Below are 17,163 nucleotides of genomic sequence, written 5' to 3'. Positions count from 1 at the left end.
CTATCCGGCTTGGCCAGTATTTCACTCGGATTACTGCACACCATTATGAATGGGGTTATTTCTGCCGGTCGTCACCGGCTTTGGACCAGTCCCAATATCGCAGGACTGTCTGGGCTTTTTCCACCGAAAGGGCATCATAGACAGCCATGGCGCGTCTCACGCCTTCCGATGCGCTGAACCCGCCCAGCCCTTCGCAGAGCTGATCCAGGAATTCCCGGTCCGCACCCGTTGCCTTGCAGAGAATCGCCAGTGGTTCCCCACCCGGGTCATCGCAAATCCGGCCGATCAGGGAATCGCTGATACCCGCAATCAGACCAAGCTCACCGATCAGTTCCGGTTCGGCACCGCGAACACGAATCTGGCTGATCACCCCCTCCATCGACCCATATTCGGAGGCGTCCGATGCATCGCGATTGCGTTGACGGCGATCAACAAATTTCAAAGCCCGATTAACGAGTGGATCCGCCCAGCCTTCGGCCGCCGCCATCGAAAACACTTCGTCGGTGGCCTCGATCATCAGCGAGCGGCCCACCGCAAATCGCTGAAGCACCAGCTTTCGATTGGCATGATCACAATACCAGAACAGTTGAAGCGCCGCGCGTGGCCGCAATTCCTGACGCTTCAACAGTGCCGCGACATAACCCGCCTCGTCCTGAGCTAGGGCCACGATGTGATTGATCGTGGGCGGTGCCAGACGGGCCCCGTGATTCCTGAGGAGTGTGGTGATGACCGCTGGCTCGCTCATGGATGCCAATGCCGCTGTTACCGTTTCAGACACCGACTGTCTCTCGGCAATGAGTACGCGGTGCCCCGTCGTTCCCGACCGGCTGATTTCCATCAGGTCGAAGTCGGAAACGGCCTCGGACGTTTGCAATAGCGGCGTCGCAATCTCGATTTCATCCGCCGCCAGAAGCTTTACAATATTGGCCGGCGCATCCTTGATTTCCGCCAGCCGCTGGGCACACCGGCGGCGAATGCGGGCATCGCTATTGCGCAGAATTTCATACAGCAGATCGCCGACAATCCAGCGTTCCTGCGGACTGATGACGCTGGAGGGCAGGCAGATAATATCCGCCAGACGCCGTGCAATCGCGGTTCTAGCCCGTCCGGTTTCGGCGGCAGTCTGGGTCAGGGTAAGGGGTTCGGGCTCGCTCATCACAACACCTGTTGGCCTGAAACTGCCTTCCAAGCCGTTAAACAAGCGTGTGCGATGCCATGACGCCTTGCACTCCGCTACCCGGCTGGCCAAGTTGATGATCGGGTCTTCGCCGGGGGGCGGCATGACAGCAGTGGAAATCCGAAAAAGTCCGGCACCATTCGCCGCCTATCTGGTTATCGTGGCCGGTTGGTTTTTCGGATTCGGCCTCCAGACCACCCTCTTTCCCGGCATCGTCTACTTCACGCTGACAGACAGCACGCCCCAGCAATTGGGCTTTGCGCAAATGGCGCTAACCGCCCCCATGTTGCTGCTGCTGCCCGCCGCCGGCGTTCTGGCCGAGCGTCGCGGCCGGCGCCGCATTCTGATGGTGTTTTACGCAATGGCTGCGGTCCTGGCGGCCATGCTGGGAGCATTGCTGGTTTATGGTTATCTCACCTACTGGCTGCTCGTCATCTACGCGCTGGCGGTCGGATCCTGCGGCGCCTTTGTTTTGCCGGCCCGCGATTCGGCCATCAATACCGTCGTCGATATCGCCAATCGCTCGGGCAAACCCATCACCCTCCAGAAAGCCGTTGTGATCGCATCGCTGGTCCAGTTCGCCGGACAGATCACCGGCATGGGCGTCGGCTATCTGGCCCGGTGGACCGGACCGGGGCCATTATTATTCCTGCAGGCAGGCGGCTTCCTACTGGGCGTCATCGCCACGGTCGGCCTGCCGCGTCTGAAGGCGCGGCGAACCGCGACAACCCATGCCATGCAAGACCTCGTCGAGGGCATAAAGACGGTCTTCCAGTCGCCCGTAATCGGATCCATGACAGCGGTGATGGTCGCCGTGGGCTTCTTCGTCGTCGGCGGGGCCTTTTTCGTTGTCATTCCGGTCTTGGTCCGGGATGTCTATCAGGCGGGCTACGGAACGCTCTCCAGCCTTCTGGTCGTATTCTGGATCGGGGCCTTCATCGCGAACGCCCTGCTGGCGAAGCTGAGCCATATCGAACGCCCCGGCAGAGCGGTCATGCTGGCCCAGCTCGTCACCGTCGTCAGCCTCGGCGGACTGGCCTTGCCACTGCCGCTGGAAGGCCTTTACGCGCTGGACTTCTTCTGGGGTCTGGGCGCCGGAGTCGCCATCTCGCTCAGCCGCTCGGTCGTCCAGGAAAATGCTCCCAAGGAGATGCTGGCCCGGATCATGTCTGTCTATCAGCTCGGTCTGTTTGGCGGCATGCCGGCAGGTGCGGCGATGATGGGCATTGTGGTGGCGGCATTGGGCCCCAGAGAATCCGTCCTGATCCCGATGATCGGCCTCGCCCTTGTCCTCGCCGCGATTTCGATCTTCACGCCCATATTGTCGGTTCGCCGGAAGAGCTGACCCGAACTGCCCAGCAACATGGCCAGCGCTGTTCGGTCGCGCGATACTGATGACAATAACAGGACCGGAGATTTCACGCTCATGAAAAACCTTCACGCCCGCACTCTGACCGGTGTAGCCGCGATGGCTTTGTTGTCTGCTTGCAGCGAGCCCGTTGAGACCGCTAACGCCCCGACCGAATCCAGTGGCGGATCGCATACCACCCAGACCGAAACCCCTGGCGAAACCAGCACAGAGACCTCGAATATGAATTTGATTGCCCGCGCACAGTCGATCACGCCGCCATCCGCCGCCCGGCGCCCTGTCACGATTGAACAATTGGGACGGACCCGGACCGACGAATATGCCTGGCTGCGCGATGATAACTGGCAGGAAGTCATGCGCGACCCATCCGTTCTGGACCCGGAAATCCGCGCTCATCTGGAAGCGGAGAATGCCTATTACGAAGAGGTGATGGCCCCGACATCCCAATTGCAGGAAACCATCTTCCAGGAAATTCGCGGCCGGATTCTCGAAGACGATTCGTCCGTGCCCGACCGGGATGGCGATTTCGAATACTATTCCCGCTTCCGTCAGGGCGGCCAGTATCCCATCTACGCCCGCCGTCCGATTGATCCCGAAACCGGGGAAGCGGGCGAAGAGCAAATCCTTCTGGACGGCGATGCCGCAGCCGAGGGCATTGATTATCTTGATTTCGGTAATGTCGATCACAGCCCGGACCACCGTTGGCTGGCCTATGGCGTCGATATCCGCGGGTCAGAATATTATGAAATCCGCATCCGCGACCTTGAGACCGGCGAGGATGTCGCCACGCTCACAGATGAGAGCACAGGCAATTTCACCTGGGCGAATGATTCCGAGACCCTGTTCTGGGTCTGGCGCGATGCCAATGGGCGCTCAAAACAGGTCTGGCGTCAGGGCCGCAGCGAGGCTGAGGGCGTCATGGTTTTCGACGAGGCCGATGATGGCTTCTTCGTCAATGTCGGCCGGACCGAAGGCGACAGCTATATCGCCATCTCCACCTCGGGGCACACGACCAGCGAAGTGCATCTGATTGACGCCAACAATCCTGCATCCGATGCCATGCTGGTGTCGGCGCGCGAAACCGATGTCGAATACTCGCTGACCGAGACCGGCGACGGCTTCTTCATTCTCACCAATCTTGATGGCGCGGTCGACTTCCAGATCATGCGGGCCCCTCTCGATGCCCCGCAGCGGGAAAACTGGGAGACGGTGGTCGAACACCGCCCCGGCACGCTGATCACCGGTTTGATGGGTTTCCGCGACTGGATGGTTCGGGTCGAGCGTGAAAACGCCCTGCCCCGGATTGTCATCCGCGACCTGTCCAGCGGCGAAGAGCATAATATCGCCTTTGCCGAAGAGGCCTACTCGCTGGGCATTGATGCAGGGTATGAATTTGCGACCGACGAGATGCGGTTCAGCTATGAAAGCCCGTCCACGCCGGAAGAAACCTACGATTACAACATGGCCACGCGGGAACGCGTCCTGCGCAAGCGCCAGGAAATCCCGTCCGGCCACAATCCGGAAGACTATGTGGTCCGGCGGATCATGGCCCCGGCGCATGATGGCGAGATGATCCCGGTCACCATCCTCTATCACCGCGATACACCGATCGATGGGTCCGCCCCGCTCATGCTTTATGGCTATGGCAGTTATGGCATCACCATCCCTGCGGCCTTCCGGGTCACGCCGCTCTCGCTCGTCGATCGCGGCATGGTCTATGCCATCGCCCATATTCGCGGCAGCCAGGCGCGCGGCTATGAATGGTATCTCGATGGCAAGCTTGGCCTGAAGATGAATACCTTCCGCGATTTTGTCTCGGCCGGCGAAGCGCTCGCAGCCGAGGGCTTCACCTCCCGCGGCAATATTGTCGCCTATGGCGGATCTGCCGGTGGCTTGCTCGTGGGCGCAGCGATCAACATGCAGCCGGACCTGTTTGTCGGCGCCATTGCGGCCGTGCCCTTCGTGGATGTGATCAACACCATGTCTGATCCCACCCTGCCGCTGACGCCGCCGGAATGGCCGGAATGGGGCAATCCGATCGAGGATGAAGAGGCCTATGATACCATCGCGGAATACAGCCCGTATGATAATGTTGCGGCCATCGATTACCCGCACGTCCTTGCCACGGCGGGCCTGACCGATCCACGCGTCACCTATTGGGAGCCAGCCAAATGGGCGGCCCGCCTGCGCGCCACCCGGTCCGATGACGGCCTCACCCTGATGCGCACCAATATGGGGGCCGGACATGGCGGCGCTTCGGGCCGCTTCGACAGCCTGCGCGAGACGGCCGAGAACTGGGCTTTCGCCCTGATGACGGTGGGCCTCGCCGACGCGGACGTCGAGTCTGGCGAATAGGCATGAAAAATGGACCGGGCGGGCATCGCCCGGTCCATAAGTCTGACGTCTAGTCGCCGAGATTGAATTCCAGACGGGTCTGAACGCCGCGATACATTTCCGGCACGCCATTGCGGACGCGCGGATTATAGCGCCAGCGCTCGACCGCCCGGACCGATTCCCGGGCAAAGCCGGATGAGGCACATTCCAGCACCTGGATATTCACGGGTGATCCCTGGGTCGTGACATCGAACTGCAAGACACAATCCCCCTCAATCCCGCGTTCGGCTTCCCGGACGGGATAGGCCGGCGGAATACGCACGAGTGGCTGCACGTCCCTATCGGAAATGTTGAAGTTGGTGGATCCGTTGTCGATCGGGTCAATCTCGACGCCGGGTATGGTGCCGGCAATGACGTTGAAGTCTTCAACGGGTAATTGCGACGCCTGAGCAATCACTTCGGGCGGTGGCGGTGGTGGATCCACCGGCAGGACCGGCTCCAGATCAGGCGGAGGCGTTGCATCAATCACCTCGACGGTCGGAAACAGGTCAAACTGCAAATCCGGCGTCGCCGGTCTGAGCTCTCCCTCGACCGAGATCAGATAGGACATGAAAAATGCCAGTGATACCGTCACAAGGCCGGCAAATGGCAGACTGATGGATGTTCTCAAGATACGCTGCATATGGCGCTCCCCTTCCAAGCGCCCCCCTCTCCCAACATGACAATCCCGTAAGATTGCGGCGAGTTTGCGCCCGCACGGCGACCATTTCGGCAACAAAAAACCCCGGTCCGAAGACCGGGGTTGGTTGTTTGCGAAGACAGGGGCCGGTCAGCCGGCTTCTGTTTCGGTTTCGGTTTCTGCCGCAGCCTGTTCAAAGCCCGGCCCACCGATTTGCTCGCCATAGGTATTGAAGAATGGCTGACACCGTTCCGGCACCGTCACCATGGCCCGGCCTTCATCGTCGAAGTCGTCCTCTGTACCGACAATCGTGATATTGGCGATCTCGGCATCGATCGTGATGCGGCACTCCTCGACCTCAACGCGGCGGCGAAGCAATTCACGTTCCCGCTCGGCGTTGATTTCATTGGTGATGAAGGTCACCCAGCCGCTGCAGGTCCGGCGGCTTTCAGAATACTGCGTGCACCCGCGGAAGGCCTGCAAGGCGCTCTGACGATTACCCTGTTCATAGCGAACGGTTCCAAGAAGCGCCTGAGCATCGCCGGTGCGGTTCAATCCGCCGCGCGCCAGCGCGGTCTCGAATGCCGACTCGGCCTCGGCCAGGCGGTTCTCCTGATAATAGGCTTCCGCCAGTCGCAGATAGTCTTCGCCACCGCCTTGCTGGGCGACGGCTTCGAGCACCGGAATGGCCCGGTCATACTCGCGCGCCTGACGCCACATATTTGCAAGGATTTCAAGGTTTTCAGCACTGCGCGAAACCCGGCCGGCATTCATTTCCCGTTCCAGGATAACGGCCCCGCGATAGGGATATTCGAAATAGCTGTAATACTGGGCGAGGCGAACCAGTTCGCGTTCATCCGTCAACATGCCATTGAGATACATCAGCTTGTTGGCTTCAAATGCGCCGGATTCATTGTTGGTTTGCGCCATCAGCGCCACCAGAGACGTCCAGATATTGCGCTCACCCGGCCAGCGTTCGACCATCTGGGTGATCAGGCGCAATTGGTCCTGAGTCCGGTTCAGCTGCTGGAAATAGAGCAGCAGCATATCGAAATTCCGCCGCTCGCGCGGGCTGGCATTGTCGAATTGCATTTGCGCGTAACGCAGACCTTCCGTGAAACGTTCGGCCTGAGCATAGGCCTGAGCCAGCAACATCGTCAGGCTGGGCGTCAGGGTCGCACCCTCGGAAATCGCGCGCTCAAGCTGGGCAATGCCTTCCGAGTAGCGTTCGGACACGATGTAGAGCTGACCGATATTGGTCCGCAGGGACGTCGATTCATCCTGTGTTGCGGCACCCGTGGCAATCGCGGCTTCAAAATCGCGGATCGCCAGATCAAGCCGGTCCTGATTGTAATAGGCCACGCCCCGCATACGGCGAATGATGAATTGCTCATACGGGTTCGGGCCCTGGCCAAGAAGCGGCGTCAGCGTGTTGATGACGCAGGACAGGTTGTCAGCATCCAGACATTCCTGTGCCGCCAGAATGGGCTCACCGATTTGCGGTGACATTGTGCGGTCTTCTGCACTGCCCTGTTGTTCGTCCTGATTCCGGTTTCGGCGCTGGGCATCAGCGCTGGGCGCCGCCATCACAAAAGTGAAGGCAGCCGCCACGGCAAGTAAGGAAATCCGATTAATCATCACGCTTCCTCTGCGTTCCTTTGGTGGTGACCGGAAATTTGCCGGCCACCCGATTTACTCGTCCAACTGATAGTCAAGTTGAGTCTGGACACCCGTCCGGGTCTGGGCCACGCCATCGACGATCCGGGGGCTGTAGCGCCAGCGCTCAACCGCGCGGATGGACGAACGCTCGAACATGCTGCTCGAACAATCCAGCGCCACGATATCAATCGGCGTTCCGTCCGGAGACACGTTGAACTGCATCAGGCAATAGCCTTCAATCCCGCGCTCGGCCGCCCGCGGCGGATATTGCGGCGGAATCCGGACCAGAGGCTGGGCATTCCGGTCCGAAATGTTGAAGCTGACATTGCCCGAATTCAGCTGCGGTGCATCGAATTCTGGAATACTGCCCACGATGGTCGACAGGCTTTCGGTCGGCAGATCGGAGGCCTGACGCTCCACCTGTGGCGGCGGGGGCGGCGGATCAACCTGCTGCACGTCATCGATCGAGGTGTCGCGACGCCGTGCGTCTTCCTGCGCGACTTCGGGATTGATATCGAACCGCAAGTCAGCACCCTCCTCCTCAGGCGGTGGCGTCTCAACAAAGATGAGCGTCCGCATAAGTGTGAAAAGCGCGAAGGTTACAATGATCGCAACCGGAATGCCGATGATAAGTCTGATTATACTTCCCATCAGTGTCCCCTAGCTTTCTTCCGAGATGTTGATTTCCTCAACACCCAGTTCGGTGAGTATCTCCTGGATATCGAGGACGGTGCCGATTGGCGCGTCCTGATCTCCCTGGATCATCGCTTCAGCGCGAGGATTCTCGGACAATAGCTGCTCGAGAACGCCCCGCACCTGTGTGATCTCGTACACATCGCGATTGATCCAGATCTCGTCGGCCGATGTCACCGCCACAAGAAGTGTCGGTTTCATCTGCTCGCTCTGATCTACATCAGGCCGGAAAACATCCACGCCCGGTTCTTTCACGAATACAGCGGTCACGATGAAGAAAATCAGGAGAATGAAAACGACGTCCAGCATGGGCGTCATGTTCAGTTCGACATCTTCCTCGTCTTTCTGTACCCGGCTCCCACGTCGAGCCATATCTCTCTCCCCGAGCTAGTTGTCGTCGTCGCCGCGTGAGCGCTGGATCGACACTGAAATTCCGTTGGATCGCATATCATCCCAGATCAACGATACCGTACCATGGAGCGCTTCATCATTGGGCTCGATCAGAACCGCACTCTGAGGCGCTTCGGCCCGGATCCGTTGAACCGCGGCCAATACCCGGTCTTCACTGGTCGGACGCTGGTTCACGAAAACGCGGTTATCAGCGTCCACCTGAACCAGAATAACTGGATTCGGCGGCGTATCCGGAGTGTCCGGACTTGGCGGCGGCGGCCGCATATCAAACCCCTGCTCCTGCAGGAAGGTCGCTGTCACGATGAAGAAGATCAGGAGAATGAACACGATGTCGAGCATCGGCGTCATGTTCACTTCGGCCTGATCATTTCCTCTATTGGAACGTCTGCGCATATCGCTACTCCAGTTCCAGCTTGTCGGCGAGGATATTGGTCCGGTGCTTGGCGAGGCGCTCGATCTGATTTGAGAAAATCAGACCCGACAGCGCGGCCACCATGCCGGCCATGGTCGGGATTGTCGCGCGGGACACACCCGCTGACATCGCCCGCGCATCCGACGATCCGGCCACAGCCATCACGTCAAACACCTGAACCATACCCGTCACCGTACCCAGGAGACCAAAGAGCGGAGCCACCGCAACGAGCGCTTTGACGAGCTCGACATTGTGTTCCGCCTTCTGGCGAGCCTCGGAGATCAGCTGATCGCGGATGGCGTGAGCTGTCCACGAAGTGTGATCGGACCGTGCAGACCATTCCTGAAGCGCCCGCTTCGCATCGCCCGCCTGGGCGAAGAAGAAGTAGGCCAAACGTTCCAGGATAAAAGCCCACATGATGAACGTGACCGCCATGATGGCGACGAGCACAGGCCCGCCGCGATCAAGGAATTCGTTCAGTCCGCCAATGGCTGTTTGGAAATCCATTTTCCGGACCTCCCCTAAGCTGAACGGCCAGCACGCTCTTCCGCGTGACGCGCGACGATGCCTGCCGCCTGTTCTTCCAGCGTTTGCTGTACGCCGCGAGAGAAGCTCGCTGCGAAGCTGTGAAGGAACAACAGAGGAATGGCAGAAACAAGGCCGAGCACCGTGGTGACAAGGGCTTCCGAAATACCACCGGCCATGATCCGCGGATCACCCGTACCGAACAGGGTAATCTGCGTGAAGGTCTTGATCATACCGGTCACCGTACCGAGGAGACCCAGCAGCGGAGCAATACCAGCAGCCAATTTGAGGAAGTTGAGACCGAATTCGAGCTTCGGCACCTCTTTGAGGATCGCCTCGTCGAGCTTCATCTCGATCACTTCTTCCGAGTGATCCTTGACCGATTCATAGGCCAGCATCACGCGGCCAAGCGAATTGCCCTTGCCAGGCGTCGAGCGACGCTTCTGACCGGCAACGGCCATCGATTCGAGAAGCAGCATCAACAAGCGGAACAGACCGAAGGCAACGCTGACAACCAGCAAGCCGATGATGATCTTACCAACGATCCGGCCCTGTTCGATCCGCTCGCCGAGATCCGGAATATCCCGGTAAACGAGCAGCAGACCACCGCGGGACGGATCAACCGGACCGGATGTAATCTCGCCACGCTCGGCATTATAAAGCCCCATGGCAGCCGAACGGATATTTGCCGGCGGTTGGGACGGCAGAGCTGTCAGGCGATAGCTGGCACCGGCGTTGGCTCCTTCCGGAATTGCCCACTGGGTGAAATACGCTTCGCCGCCACATGTGGCGTAGGAAACGAAGACACCCACGCGGGTCACGGACGGACCATCGCAGGAAAGGTCAGCGACGTTAGCCGAGTATGATGCGATCTCGGCCTGATAGATCATTTCTTCAGTGATCGAACGCCAGATCGTATCAAGCTCGGTGCGGGTCGGCAGCACGCGGCTGTTGGACAGGTCGAGAAGCGGCGCAGCACGACCGGTGTGCTGAGAGCTGGCAAGCGACGCCTGGATCAGCGAGCCGAATTCGCCAGCCGATTGCCGGGCGACGCCGAACAATTCGCCGAATTCACCCTGCGCGACGCGCAGCTCTTCGGCGAGCACGTCGACCTCTGCAGCGTTGGCTTCAAACTGGGCTTCAAGGCGATCTGCCTGGGCTTCCAGAGCCGCCAATTCCTGGCGGGCACCGGCGAGCAGCGAGGTCTGCTGGTTCCGCGCAGCGCGGAATTCGGACAGACGCTGCTGGTTTTCCGCAGACGCTTCACGCACGTCCGAGCGGACGCGGTCAAGCAATTGATTGATGCTGGATACCGGCTGCTGTTGTGCAACAGCGCCACCGGCAAGAGCGGTACCGAATGCGACCGCTGCGGCAAGTGTTTTGAGATTGAATTTCATCACAAATTCTCCGTCAGGGCCGAATTATTGATCTTCCGAGCCGGGAAGCGGCACGGTGAAGACTTCCGGCGTCGTCACTTCACGTGCGATGCGGAAAGCCCGTTGAACGTCGTTGTTGTAGCTGCTTGGCACTTCGACCCAGTCGGAGGCCCCGGCGTACAACATATCGAGCGACCCCTGTGTGTCACGGATCAGAGCAACACGGCCGATCTGCAATACGGCCTGCGTCACATCAGCTCCGTCAATCACGGTCGTTGATTCATAAACGCGCAATCCGCGGCCATAGGAGGCCTCAATGTCGTAGCGGTTCAGAATAACGCGATATTTCTCGGCAGCTGACACGTCGGGCTCGTCAATGAGCTCGTAAAGATCGTCGACGCGTTCAAGACGGGCTTCGTGCTGGAACGGAAGGTCCAGCTCAACAAACTGGCGGAGATTGTCCACCATTTCGCGAAGCATCGGGATCAGGTCGCGCTGAATATTGCCGACGCTGTCGATTTGCAGGCGAAGCGAGTCCAGCTCGTTTTGCTGCGACTGGATGAAGACTTCCTGCTGCGCGACATAGAGCCGCTGGCTTTCGATCTGCTGCAGCAGAGCCCGGTATTCCAGCTCGGCATTGGTCCGGTCATCGTCGATCGAGTCGATTTGCGACTGCGTCGAAGCGCCGTCCTGTGTCGATTGAGCGCCTGTAGAAAGCGCCGTCTGCAATTGGGCGTCCGCAATACCGGCCACGCCAACGGAAAATACCGCTGCTGCGACTGAAGTGCGAAGCCATTTATTCAAGTTCGCCATGTCTCGCCTCACGTTGAACAGCGCGGCTTTCCTCCGCCACGCCTGACTGACTGTTTATGCTATTCCGGCAACAATCGCCGAATAAGCCCCTGCTTGTTCTGAGGCCGGACGGCCGCAAAGCGCCGGCCCGAACCTGCAGATTCGAAATAGAAGTCGGGAAGCACCCCAATAAACAGAACCCTTCCCCTCGCTCTGCGGGAGTAGCCCTCCCGTCTCGTTCGGCGAATTACGCCTTCTTAATCTCGACGCTAACCAAGTGAAGCGCGTCAATCAATAGACAGACTCCTATTGAATACCGTGACAATGGCAGTTTTATGGTGAAACTTCCCGCGCAGGGTGAATTCTTGCCATCCGGTTGCCGCAGAACACGAAAAGCGCAATGGCAAAGCACGTTTCACGCAACGGCGGGCGCGGGTTCACGAAAACGTGTAGCCGATCCCGCTGCAAAAAGTCTTCATTCGCCGCTTCGCGAAGCCCTGAAAGGCGGGAGAATCAATTTCGGAAAGATATGGCTGGGGCGGGAGGACTCGAACCTCCGCTCTTCGGTACCAAAAACCGCTGCTTTACCAACTAAGCTACGCCCCAGCAGGCCGGCCGCATGTCGCGGCGGAGGCGGTAGATAACCGCTCACTGCAGATGATGCAACGGGGTGATGCTGTAGTGATTGAATCCGGCATCAGCTTTGTCTATAAGCCCGCGCTCCGGTCGGAGTATAGCTCAGCCTGGTAGAGCACCGTCTTCGGGAGGCGGGGGTCGCAAGTTCGAATCTTGCTACTCCGACCACTCTACCGCATTTCGTTGTATACAAGGCACATCCGCGGCGGAATCTCCCGCCCGGGATGGAAGACCTGACTTTCCCCCACGCCTTTCGGCACAATATGCGCATTGTAGGAAACAGCGTGCGCAATTCGGGACAGTCTCATGAAACAGTTTTTCATCGCCGTTATCGGCACCGTGGTCGGTTCAATCCTGACACTCTTCATTCTTTTCTTCGGACTGATCGGACTGATCATGGCTATGGGAGCCGACGCCGAAGAGGATACCGGTCTTCCTGCCGGGCGGATTGTGCTGGAAGTCGATCTGCGCGAAAGCCGTCTTGATCAACCCTCGCGATCGCCCTTCGCCTTCGTCGAATCAACCTCGACGGTGGATCTTGTCCGGCTTCTGGACAGGGCAGAGCGCGACAATCGTGTCGCCGGCCTGTTTATCCGCGCCAATGAATTCGGCATGGGCCCGGCGCAGGCTGAAGAAATCAACCGCGCGATTGCGGCTTTCCGCGACAGTGGCCGATCGGTTGTCGTTCACTCCCAGGGCTTTGTCGGGACCTCCATCACCAACTATCTCGCCATTTCCAGCGCCGATGAAATCTGGCTGCAGGATACGGCCAGCTTCGCAACATCCGGCCTTGCCGGCGAAGTGCCCTTCTATGGCGATGCACTGGAGCGCTTCGAAGTGGATGCCGATTTCATCCAGTTTCTTGAGTACAAGAATGCGCCCAACACCTACACGGAATCCGGGTTCACGCCGGAGCATTTGGAATCCACCCTCTCCTATTTCGGCTCTATCTATGATGTGGCTCTGGCCAATTCGGCCAGTGGCCGCAATCTCGATATCGAGGCTTTCAGATCGCTGATCGAATCCTCGCCACATTCAGCCGAAGCCGCAGCTGAGGCCGGCCTCGTGGACCAGCTCGGTCATGTCGCAGCCGCGCGTCAGGCCGCGATGGAGCGGGCCGGCGGGAATGTGACATTCGCGGATATCGACGCCTACCGGATGAGCGGCGTGCTGGCCGAGGCCGGGCCGCGCATTGCCCTGATTGAAGGTCAGGGCGCCATCGTCACCGGCCCGGGCATTGCCTCGCCCTTCGGCGGCGATCCGATCATCGGCAGCGATTCCATGGCCGAGGCCATTTCAAATGCCGCGTCGACGCCCGGCGTCCGTGCGATTCTGCTGCGGGTCGATTCGCCCGGCGGCTCTTCCGTTGCATCCGATCAGATCTGGGATGCCATACAGCGCGCGCAGGATCGCGGAATTCCCGTTGTCGTGTCGATGGGCGGCGCGGCCGCGTCCGGGGGATATTATATCGCAGCCCCTGCCGACCACATCGTCTCCAATGCCACCACCATCACCGGTTCAATCGGCGTCTATGGTGGCAAGGTCAGCCTCGGCGACACATTCGGCCTCGTCGGCATCAATTTCGAGGAAGTGGCCGTGGGCGGCGAATTCGCAACAGCCAATTCGGCGAACTCGCCCTGGACGGAGGAGCAGCGCGCTGCGGTCGAAGGCCAGCTCGCCGACATCTATGACGACTTCACACAGCGTGTCGCCGATGGCCGCGAAATCGATATCGAGACCGTCCGCGAGATCGCCCGTGGCCGGGTCTGGACCGGTACGCAGGCGCTGGAAAATGGCTTGGTGGACGAAATCGGCGGCTTCATGGAGGCGGTCGCGGCGGCGCGCCGCCTGGCAGGGCTCGAAGAGGGGCAAACCGTCAATCTGCAGCGCTTCCCGCGTGAGCGGACACCGTTTGAGGCCTTCCAGGAATTGTTCGGTGTATCCGCCGAGGGGGCCCAGTCGCTGGCGCAGCTGAATGCCCTCATGAACTCACCGGAAGTCCAGGCCCTGATCGAGGCGCGCCAGTCCTCCGGCGTCGGCAATGAATTGCGCGCACGGACGGCTCAACCGCGATAGATCAGGCCGTAAACAGGCCGACAATGATCAGGATCAGCAACGCGAAAAACAGCACGATGGCATAGGTGAAATCGAGCGAAATCGTTCTGAGCACGGACATGATCCGGCCGTGCTCATAAACGACCCTGTGCATGCGGTAGACGTAGAAATTGCTCCACAGAATGAAGATCAGGATGGTCCACTCATTCAGTATGCCGCCCAGCAGATTCAGAAGGGTCAGAAGAACAAATATGAAGGCATGAAAATGCAGCGATGCGATCAGATGATCGTAGAAATAGAAACCCCGGCGCCATAGCTGACCAAAGGCCAGAATGAGAGCGTGAACGGGAAGCAGCGCAACAATCAGATAGGTCGTGTTAGCCTTGATCGAGTCCAGCCAGCGCGACGGGTCGCGGATGATGACTTCAAGCTGGTTGGCAATGATCCGGCGCGCCGTAAGTGGCAGCTCATCGGCACCCGTCAGCTCCATGCGCCCAACACCGGGCAGAACGACGCCCTCATCCTCGATCCTGCTGACAGTCTCCTGTGCATCTGCCCCGGACGGCGCGGCATAATCTTCCGGCACCAGGAAATGGCGCATCCCGGCAATTCTCTGCTCGCGCAATACAGCACGCTCCTCAGCAGACAGCTCAGCCGTACCCGCCTCATCATCAGCGTTACCAGCGCCTTCAGAATCCGCCAGCGCCGCCCGCATGCGCGCGATATCATCGGCCGCTTCAGGGTTGCTGTCGCGCAATTGCGCTTCTGTTGAAGCGAGCTCTTCGATGGCGCGATCCGTATCAGGCAGATCCTCGCCGCTGAACAGACCACCGCCTCCCCCGAACCCGCTCCAGAAGACGAAGAAGAAGATGACGCTGGCAACCAGTAGCAAGCGGAAGGGTTGAACATAGCGGGCGCGAACACCTTCGAGATAGTGGCGCGTCAGATAGCCGGGACGGAACAGAAGTTTGGGCAGGGTCCTCCAGAGCTTGCCATCGAGGGAGAACATCAGACCGTCCAGAACCTCCCAGAAAAGGCTCCAGATCGGGCGGTGGAAACTGTCGCTGTCCTGCCCGCAACTATGGCAGACCGGGCCTTTCAGCACGGTTCCGCAATTCGAGCATTCTCCTTCAACCGATGTATCGAACCGCGAGCGCGAATGTCCCCGCCGGGCCTTGCCGGCTTCAGAGGCTACAGAATCGGCCACCATTGCATCGGTTATCGGATCTGACATGAAAAACCCCTCCCCCTGCGGCGCAACCTACGCCGAAGGGGAAGGGGTGCAAAGGCCATTTCCGGTCACTCATGTGACACGGTTGGTCAAAAGCAGATTATTCTGCGTCCTGAAGGCACATGAAACGTGTGCGATGAATGTGGACGATATTGTCTTCCCAGCCGGTCACTTCCGGACTGACCACCGCACGGTTGACGTAGAAAACCACCGGAATGATCGGCATGTCGTCAATCATCATCTGTTCGGCTTCCGCCATCATGCTGGCCCGGACTTCCATATCCAGTTCCTGGTTGGCGCGCGACACCAGATCATCATATTCGGGGTTGCGATACCGGGAATAATTCATCGGGATGGAGCGCTCTTCGGCCAGGAAGAGGAAGTTGTACGGATCATTATAATCCGCAATCCAGCCACCATCACCGGCCTGATAGTCGGCCGAGCGCAGGTTTTCATAATGGATCTGGGTTTCAATCTGGACGATCGATACATTGACCCAATCGGCAATGCTGTCCCAATCCTGCTGCACGACGGGCGCAATCCGCGGATTGTCGCCTGTTGACCGGTGCGAATACTCGAATTCGAGCGGATTATCCGGACCATATCCGGCTTCCATCAGAAGCTCGCGCGCGCGTTCCCGGCGCTGCTCCATGGGCCAGTCGGCCCATTCCGCCTCGACACCGCCGGCATAATTGGCGACATCCGGCGGAACCAGCGAATAGGCCGCAGACCGGCCATCGCGGTAGATTTCCTCAGCCAGGAATTCGCGATTGATCGCCATTCCCAGCGCATTGCGGACACGCGCATCGCTGAACGGCTCGAAATCATTGTTCAACGAGAAATAGACCGTGCCCATATAGGGGTGAACGCGGACATAGTCCGGCATTTCGCGGCGCAAGCGGTCGATATGCTGGCCCGGAAACTCGTTGTTCAGGTCAAGCTCGCCGTTCTGGACACGGCGGACGCCCGCTGCGGCATCCACGGTCGGATAGTAGAAGACTTCGTCAATGCAGACATTCTCATTGTCATAGAACAAGGGATTGCGCTGCACGTGAACAAAGTTGTTCGTCGACCATTGCACCAGTTCATAGGGGCCATTGACCGCAATATGTTCCGGCTGGATCCACTGATCGCCATACTGTTCGACGACATGCCGCGGAACCGGGAAAGTCGTGTAGTGGGTCAACAGGCCCGGAAGATAGGGAGCCGGGTTTTCGAGGCGAATTTCCAGCGTCCGGTCATCCAGCGCTTCAACGCCAACAGCCTCCAGCGGCATTTCGCCGGAATTGACGGCCTGGGCATTCTCGATCGGATAGAGCAGCGAGGAATACTGGGCCAGAGTTGCCGGGTTCAGAATACGCTGGAACGCATATTCGAAATCACCAGCGGTGACGGGCACACCATCCGACCAGACGGCTTCACGCAGAACAAATGTCCAGGTCAGGCCATCTTCGCTGACGGTCCAGCTTTCTGCCATTCCCGGAATGGGCGCAGCATTGGCATCATCGGTGAAAAGTCCGATGAACATATCGCCGATGACATTGTTTTCCCACGTTCCGCTCGCCTTGTGCGGGTCAAGCGTCAGGGGTTCAGCGCTATTGCCGCGGTGCAGGACAATGGCATTCTCATCCACATCTCCGGAGCCTCCGCAAGCCGCTAGCACGACGGCCGAAGCCGCCATCAACAAGGTTGTCCGGAAAATCGATTTATTCATCATGGCCAGGACTCTCTCCGTTCCCGTCTATCAATCTGTGACTCTGCATCTGGTATTGCGTCTCACGGTCGACAGGACCGGAGCGCTCACGCATAGTCTG

14 protein-coding genes and 2 tRNA genes are annotated in these 17,163 nt (G+C 59.2%); 4 read left to right on the top strand and 12 right to left on the bottom strand.

The features are described from left to right. Nucleotides 1-55: 55 nt before the first annotated feature. On the bottom strand, nt 56-1,156 hold the full coding sequence (locus tag P0D52_RS04040) for a DUF2336 domain-containing protein (protein ID WP_394694158.1): 1,101 nt from the start codon (nt 1,154-1,156) through the stop codon (nt 56-58). Nucleotides 1,157-1,280: 124 nt separating this feature from the next. Here P0D52_RS04040 and P0D52_RS04035 point away from each other — a divergent pair, with 124 nt between their 5' ends. Further along, nucleotides 1,281-2,522, top strand: a complete 1,242-nt coding sequence (locus P0D52_RS04035) for an MFS transporter (protein ID WP_394694157.1) — start codon at nt 1,281-1,283, stop codon at nt 2,520-2,522. A gap of 81 nt (nt 2,523-2,603) precedes the next feature. Next, the gene (locus P0D52_RS04030; RefSeq protein WP_394694156.1) at nt 2,604-4,901 is read left to right on the top strand and encodes a S9 family peptidase; all 2,298 of its coding nucleotides are present in this window, start codon (nt 2,604-2,606) and stop codon (nt 4,899-4,901) included. A 49-nt stretch (nt 4,902-4,950) separates the two neighbouring features. Here the strand turns inward: P0D52_RS04030 and P0D52_RS04025 are convergent, their stop codons facing one another. The 9 genes from P0D52_RS04025 to P0D52_RS03985 all read right to left on the bottom strand — a co-directional run bounded on the left by P0D52_RS04025 (nt 4,951) and on the right by P0D52_RS03985 (nt 12,033). Next, a complete protein-coding gene (locus tag P0D52_RS04025; RefSeq protein ID WP_394694155.1) occupies nt 4,951-5,562 on the bottom strand; it encodes an energy transducer TonB in 612 nt (203 codons plus the stop codon). Between the two features lie 147 nt (nt 5,563-5,709). Continuing rightward, nucleotides 5,710-7,197, bottom strand: a complete 1,488-nt coding sequence (locus tag P0D52_RS04020; RefSeq protein ID WP_394694154.1) for a tetratricopeptide repeat protein — start codon at nt 7,195-7,197, stop codon at nt 5,710-5,712. A 54-nt stretch (nt 7,198-7,251) separates the two neighbouring features. Continuing rightward, nucleotides 7,252-7,869: an energy transducer TonB gene (locus P0D52_RS04015; RefSeq protein WP_394694153.1), complete on the bottom strand. Its 618-nt coding sequence runs from the start codon at nt 7,867-7,869 to the stop codon at nt 7,252-7,254. Nucleotides 7,870-7,878: 9 nt separating this feature from the next. Beyond that, nucleotides 7,879-8,283 (bottom strand): ExbD/TolR family protein, encoded by a 405-nt coding sequence (locus P0D52_RS04010; protein WP_394694152.1) that lies wholly within the window; start codon nt 8,281-8,283, stop codon nt 7,879-7,881. A gap of 15 nt (nt 8,284-8,298) precedes the next feature. After that, nucleotides 8,299-8,715: an ExbD/TolR family protein gene (locus P0D52_RS04005; protein WP_394694151.1), complete on the bottom strand. Its 417-nt coding sequence runs from the start codon at nt 8,713-8,715 to the stop codon at nt 8,299-8,301. A 4-nt stretch (nt 8,716-8,719) separates the two neighbouring features. Next, on the bottom strand, nt 8,720-9,241 hold the full coding sequence (locus P0D52_RS04000) for a MotA/TolQ/ExbB proton channel family protein (protein WP_394694150.1): 522 nt from the start codon (nt 9,239-9,241) through the stop codon (nt 8,720-8,722). 14 nt (nt 9,242-9,255) lie between these two features. Further along, nucleotides 9,256-10,656: a MotA/TolQ/ExbB proton channel family protein gene (locus P0D52_RS03995; protein ID WP_394694149.1), complete on the bottom strand. Its 1,401-nt coding sequence runs from the start codon at nt 10,654-10,656 to the stop codon at nt 9,256-9,258. Between the two features lie 24 nt (nt 10,657-10,680). Further along, nucleotides 10,681-11,448, bottom strand: a complete 768-nt coding sequence (locus P0D52_RS03990) for a DUF3450 domain-containing protein (RefSeq protein ID WP_394694148.1) — start codon at nt 11,446-11,448, stop codon at nt 10,681-10,683. A 509-nt stretch (nt 11,449-11,957) separates the two neighbouring features. Further along, nucleotides 11,958-12,033: transfer RNA gene (locus P0D52_RS03985), tRNA-Gln, on the bottom strand. 121 nt (nt 12,034-12,154) lie between these two features. Between P0D52_RS03985 and P0D52_RS03980 the strand changes: the two genes are divergently transcribed. Together P0D52_RS03980 and sppA are read left to right on the top strand one after the other, a co-directional pair. Continuing rightward, nucleotides 12,155-12,231, top strand: a tRNA-Pro gene (locus P0D52_RS03980). A 138-nt stretch (nt 12,232-12,369) separates the two neighbouring features. Then, a complete protein-coding gene (gene sppA, locus P0D52_RS03975) occupies nt 12,370-14,139 on the top strand; it encodes a signal peptide peptidase SppA (RefSeq protein ID WP_394694147.1) in 1,770 nt (589 codons plus the stop codon). A gap of 1 nt (nt 14,140) precedes the next feature. Here the strand turns inward: sppA and P0D52_RS03970 are convergent, their stop codons facing one another. Beyond that, nucleotides 14,141-15,352 (bottom strand): DUF3667 domain-containing protein, encoded by a 1,212-nt coding sequence (locus P0D52_RS03970; RefSeq protein WP_394694146.1) that lies wholly within the window; start codon nt 15,350-15,352, stop codon nt 14,141-14,143. A 97-nt stretch (nt 15,353-15,449) separates the two neighbouring features. Next, nucleotides 15,450-17,066 carry a peptide ABC transporter substrate-binding protein gene (locus tag P0D52_RS03965; RefSeq protein ID WP_394694145.1) on the bottom strand — a complete coding sequence of 539 codons (1,617 nt, stop codon included), beginning with the start codon at nt 17,064-17,066 and terminating at the stop codon, nt 15,450-15,452. Nucleotides 17,067-17,163: the final 97 nt, after the last annotated feature.

The sequence above is a fragment of the Hyphobacterium sp. genome (assembly GCF_043584775.1).
Classification (GTDB): Bacteria; Pseudomonadota; Alphaproteobacteria; order Caulobacterales; family Maricaulaceae; genus Hyphobacterium.
The sequence above is the reverse complement of the archived record's forward strand: the minus strand, read 5'-3'. Positions and strand labels throughout refer to the sequence as shown.

What these genes read in the sequence shown, in the direction of transcription:
- P0D52_RS04020 (WP_394694154.1), bottom strand. Translation starts at nt 7,197, where the DNA reads ATGATTAATCGGATTTCCTTACTTGCCGTGGCGGCTGCCTTCACTTTT.
- P0D52_RS04015 (WP_394694153.1), bottom strand. Translation starts at nt 7,869, where the DNA reads ATGGGAAGTATAATCAGACTTATCATCGGCATTCCGGTTGCGATCATT.
- P0D52_RS03995 (WP_394694149.1), bottom strand. Translation starts at nt 10,656, where the DNA reads ATGAAATTCAATCTCAAAACACTTGCCGCAGCGGTCGCATTCGGTACC.
- P0D52_RS03965 (WP_394694145.1), bottom strand. Translation starts at nt 17,066, where the DNA reads ATGATGAATAAATCGATTTTCCGGACAACCTTGTTGATGGCGGCTTCG.
- P0D52_RS04000 (WP_394694150.1), bottom strand. Translation starts at nt 9,241, where the DNA reads ATGGATTTCCAAACAGCCATTGGCGGACTGAACGAATTCCTTGATCGC.
- P0D52_RS04035 (WP_394694157.1), top strand. Translation starts at nt 1,281, where the DNA reads ATGACAGCAGTGGAAATCCGAAAAAGTCCGGCACCATTCGCCGCCTAT.
- P0D52_RS04030 (WP_394694156.1), top strand. Translation starts at nt 2,604, where the DNA reads ATGAAAAACCTTCACGCCCGCACTCTGACCGGTGTAGCCGCGATGGCT.
- P0D52_RS04005 (WP_394694151.1), bottom strand. Translation starts at nt 8,715, where the DNA reads ATGCGCAGACGTTCCAATAGAGGAAATGATCAGGCCGAAGTGAACATG.
- P0D52_RS03970 (WP_394694146.1), bottom strand. Translation starts at nt 15,352, where the DNA reads ATGTCAGATCCGATAACCGATGCAATGGTGGCCGATTCTGTAGCCTCT.
- P0D52_RS04040 (WP_394694158.1), bottom strand. Translation starts at nt 1,156, where the DNA reads ATGAGCGAGCCCGAACCCCTTACCCTGACCCAGACTGCCGCCGAAACC.
- sppA (WP_394694147.1), top strand. Translation starts at nt 12,370, where the DNA reads ATGAAACAGTTTTTCATCGCCGTTATCGGCACCGTGGTCGGTTCAATC.
- P0D52_RS03990 (WP_394694148.1), bottom strand. Translation starts at nt 11,448, where the DNA reads ATGGCGAACTTGAATAAATGGCTTCGCACTTCAGTCGCAGCAGCGGTA.
- P0D52_RS04025 (WP_394694155.1), bottom strand. Translation starts at nt 5,562, where the DNA reads ATGCAGCGTATCTTGAGAACATCCATCAGTCTGCCATTTGCCGGCCTT.
- P0D52_RS04010 (WP_394694152.1), bottom strand. Translation starts at nt 8,283, where the DNA reads ATGGCTCGACGTGGGAGCCGGGTACAGAAAGACGAGGAAGATGTCGAA.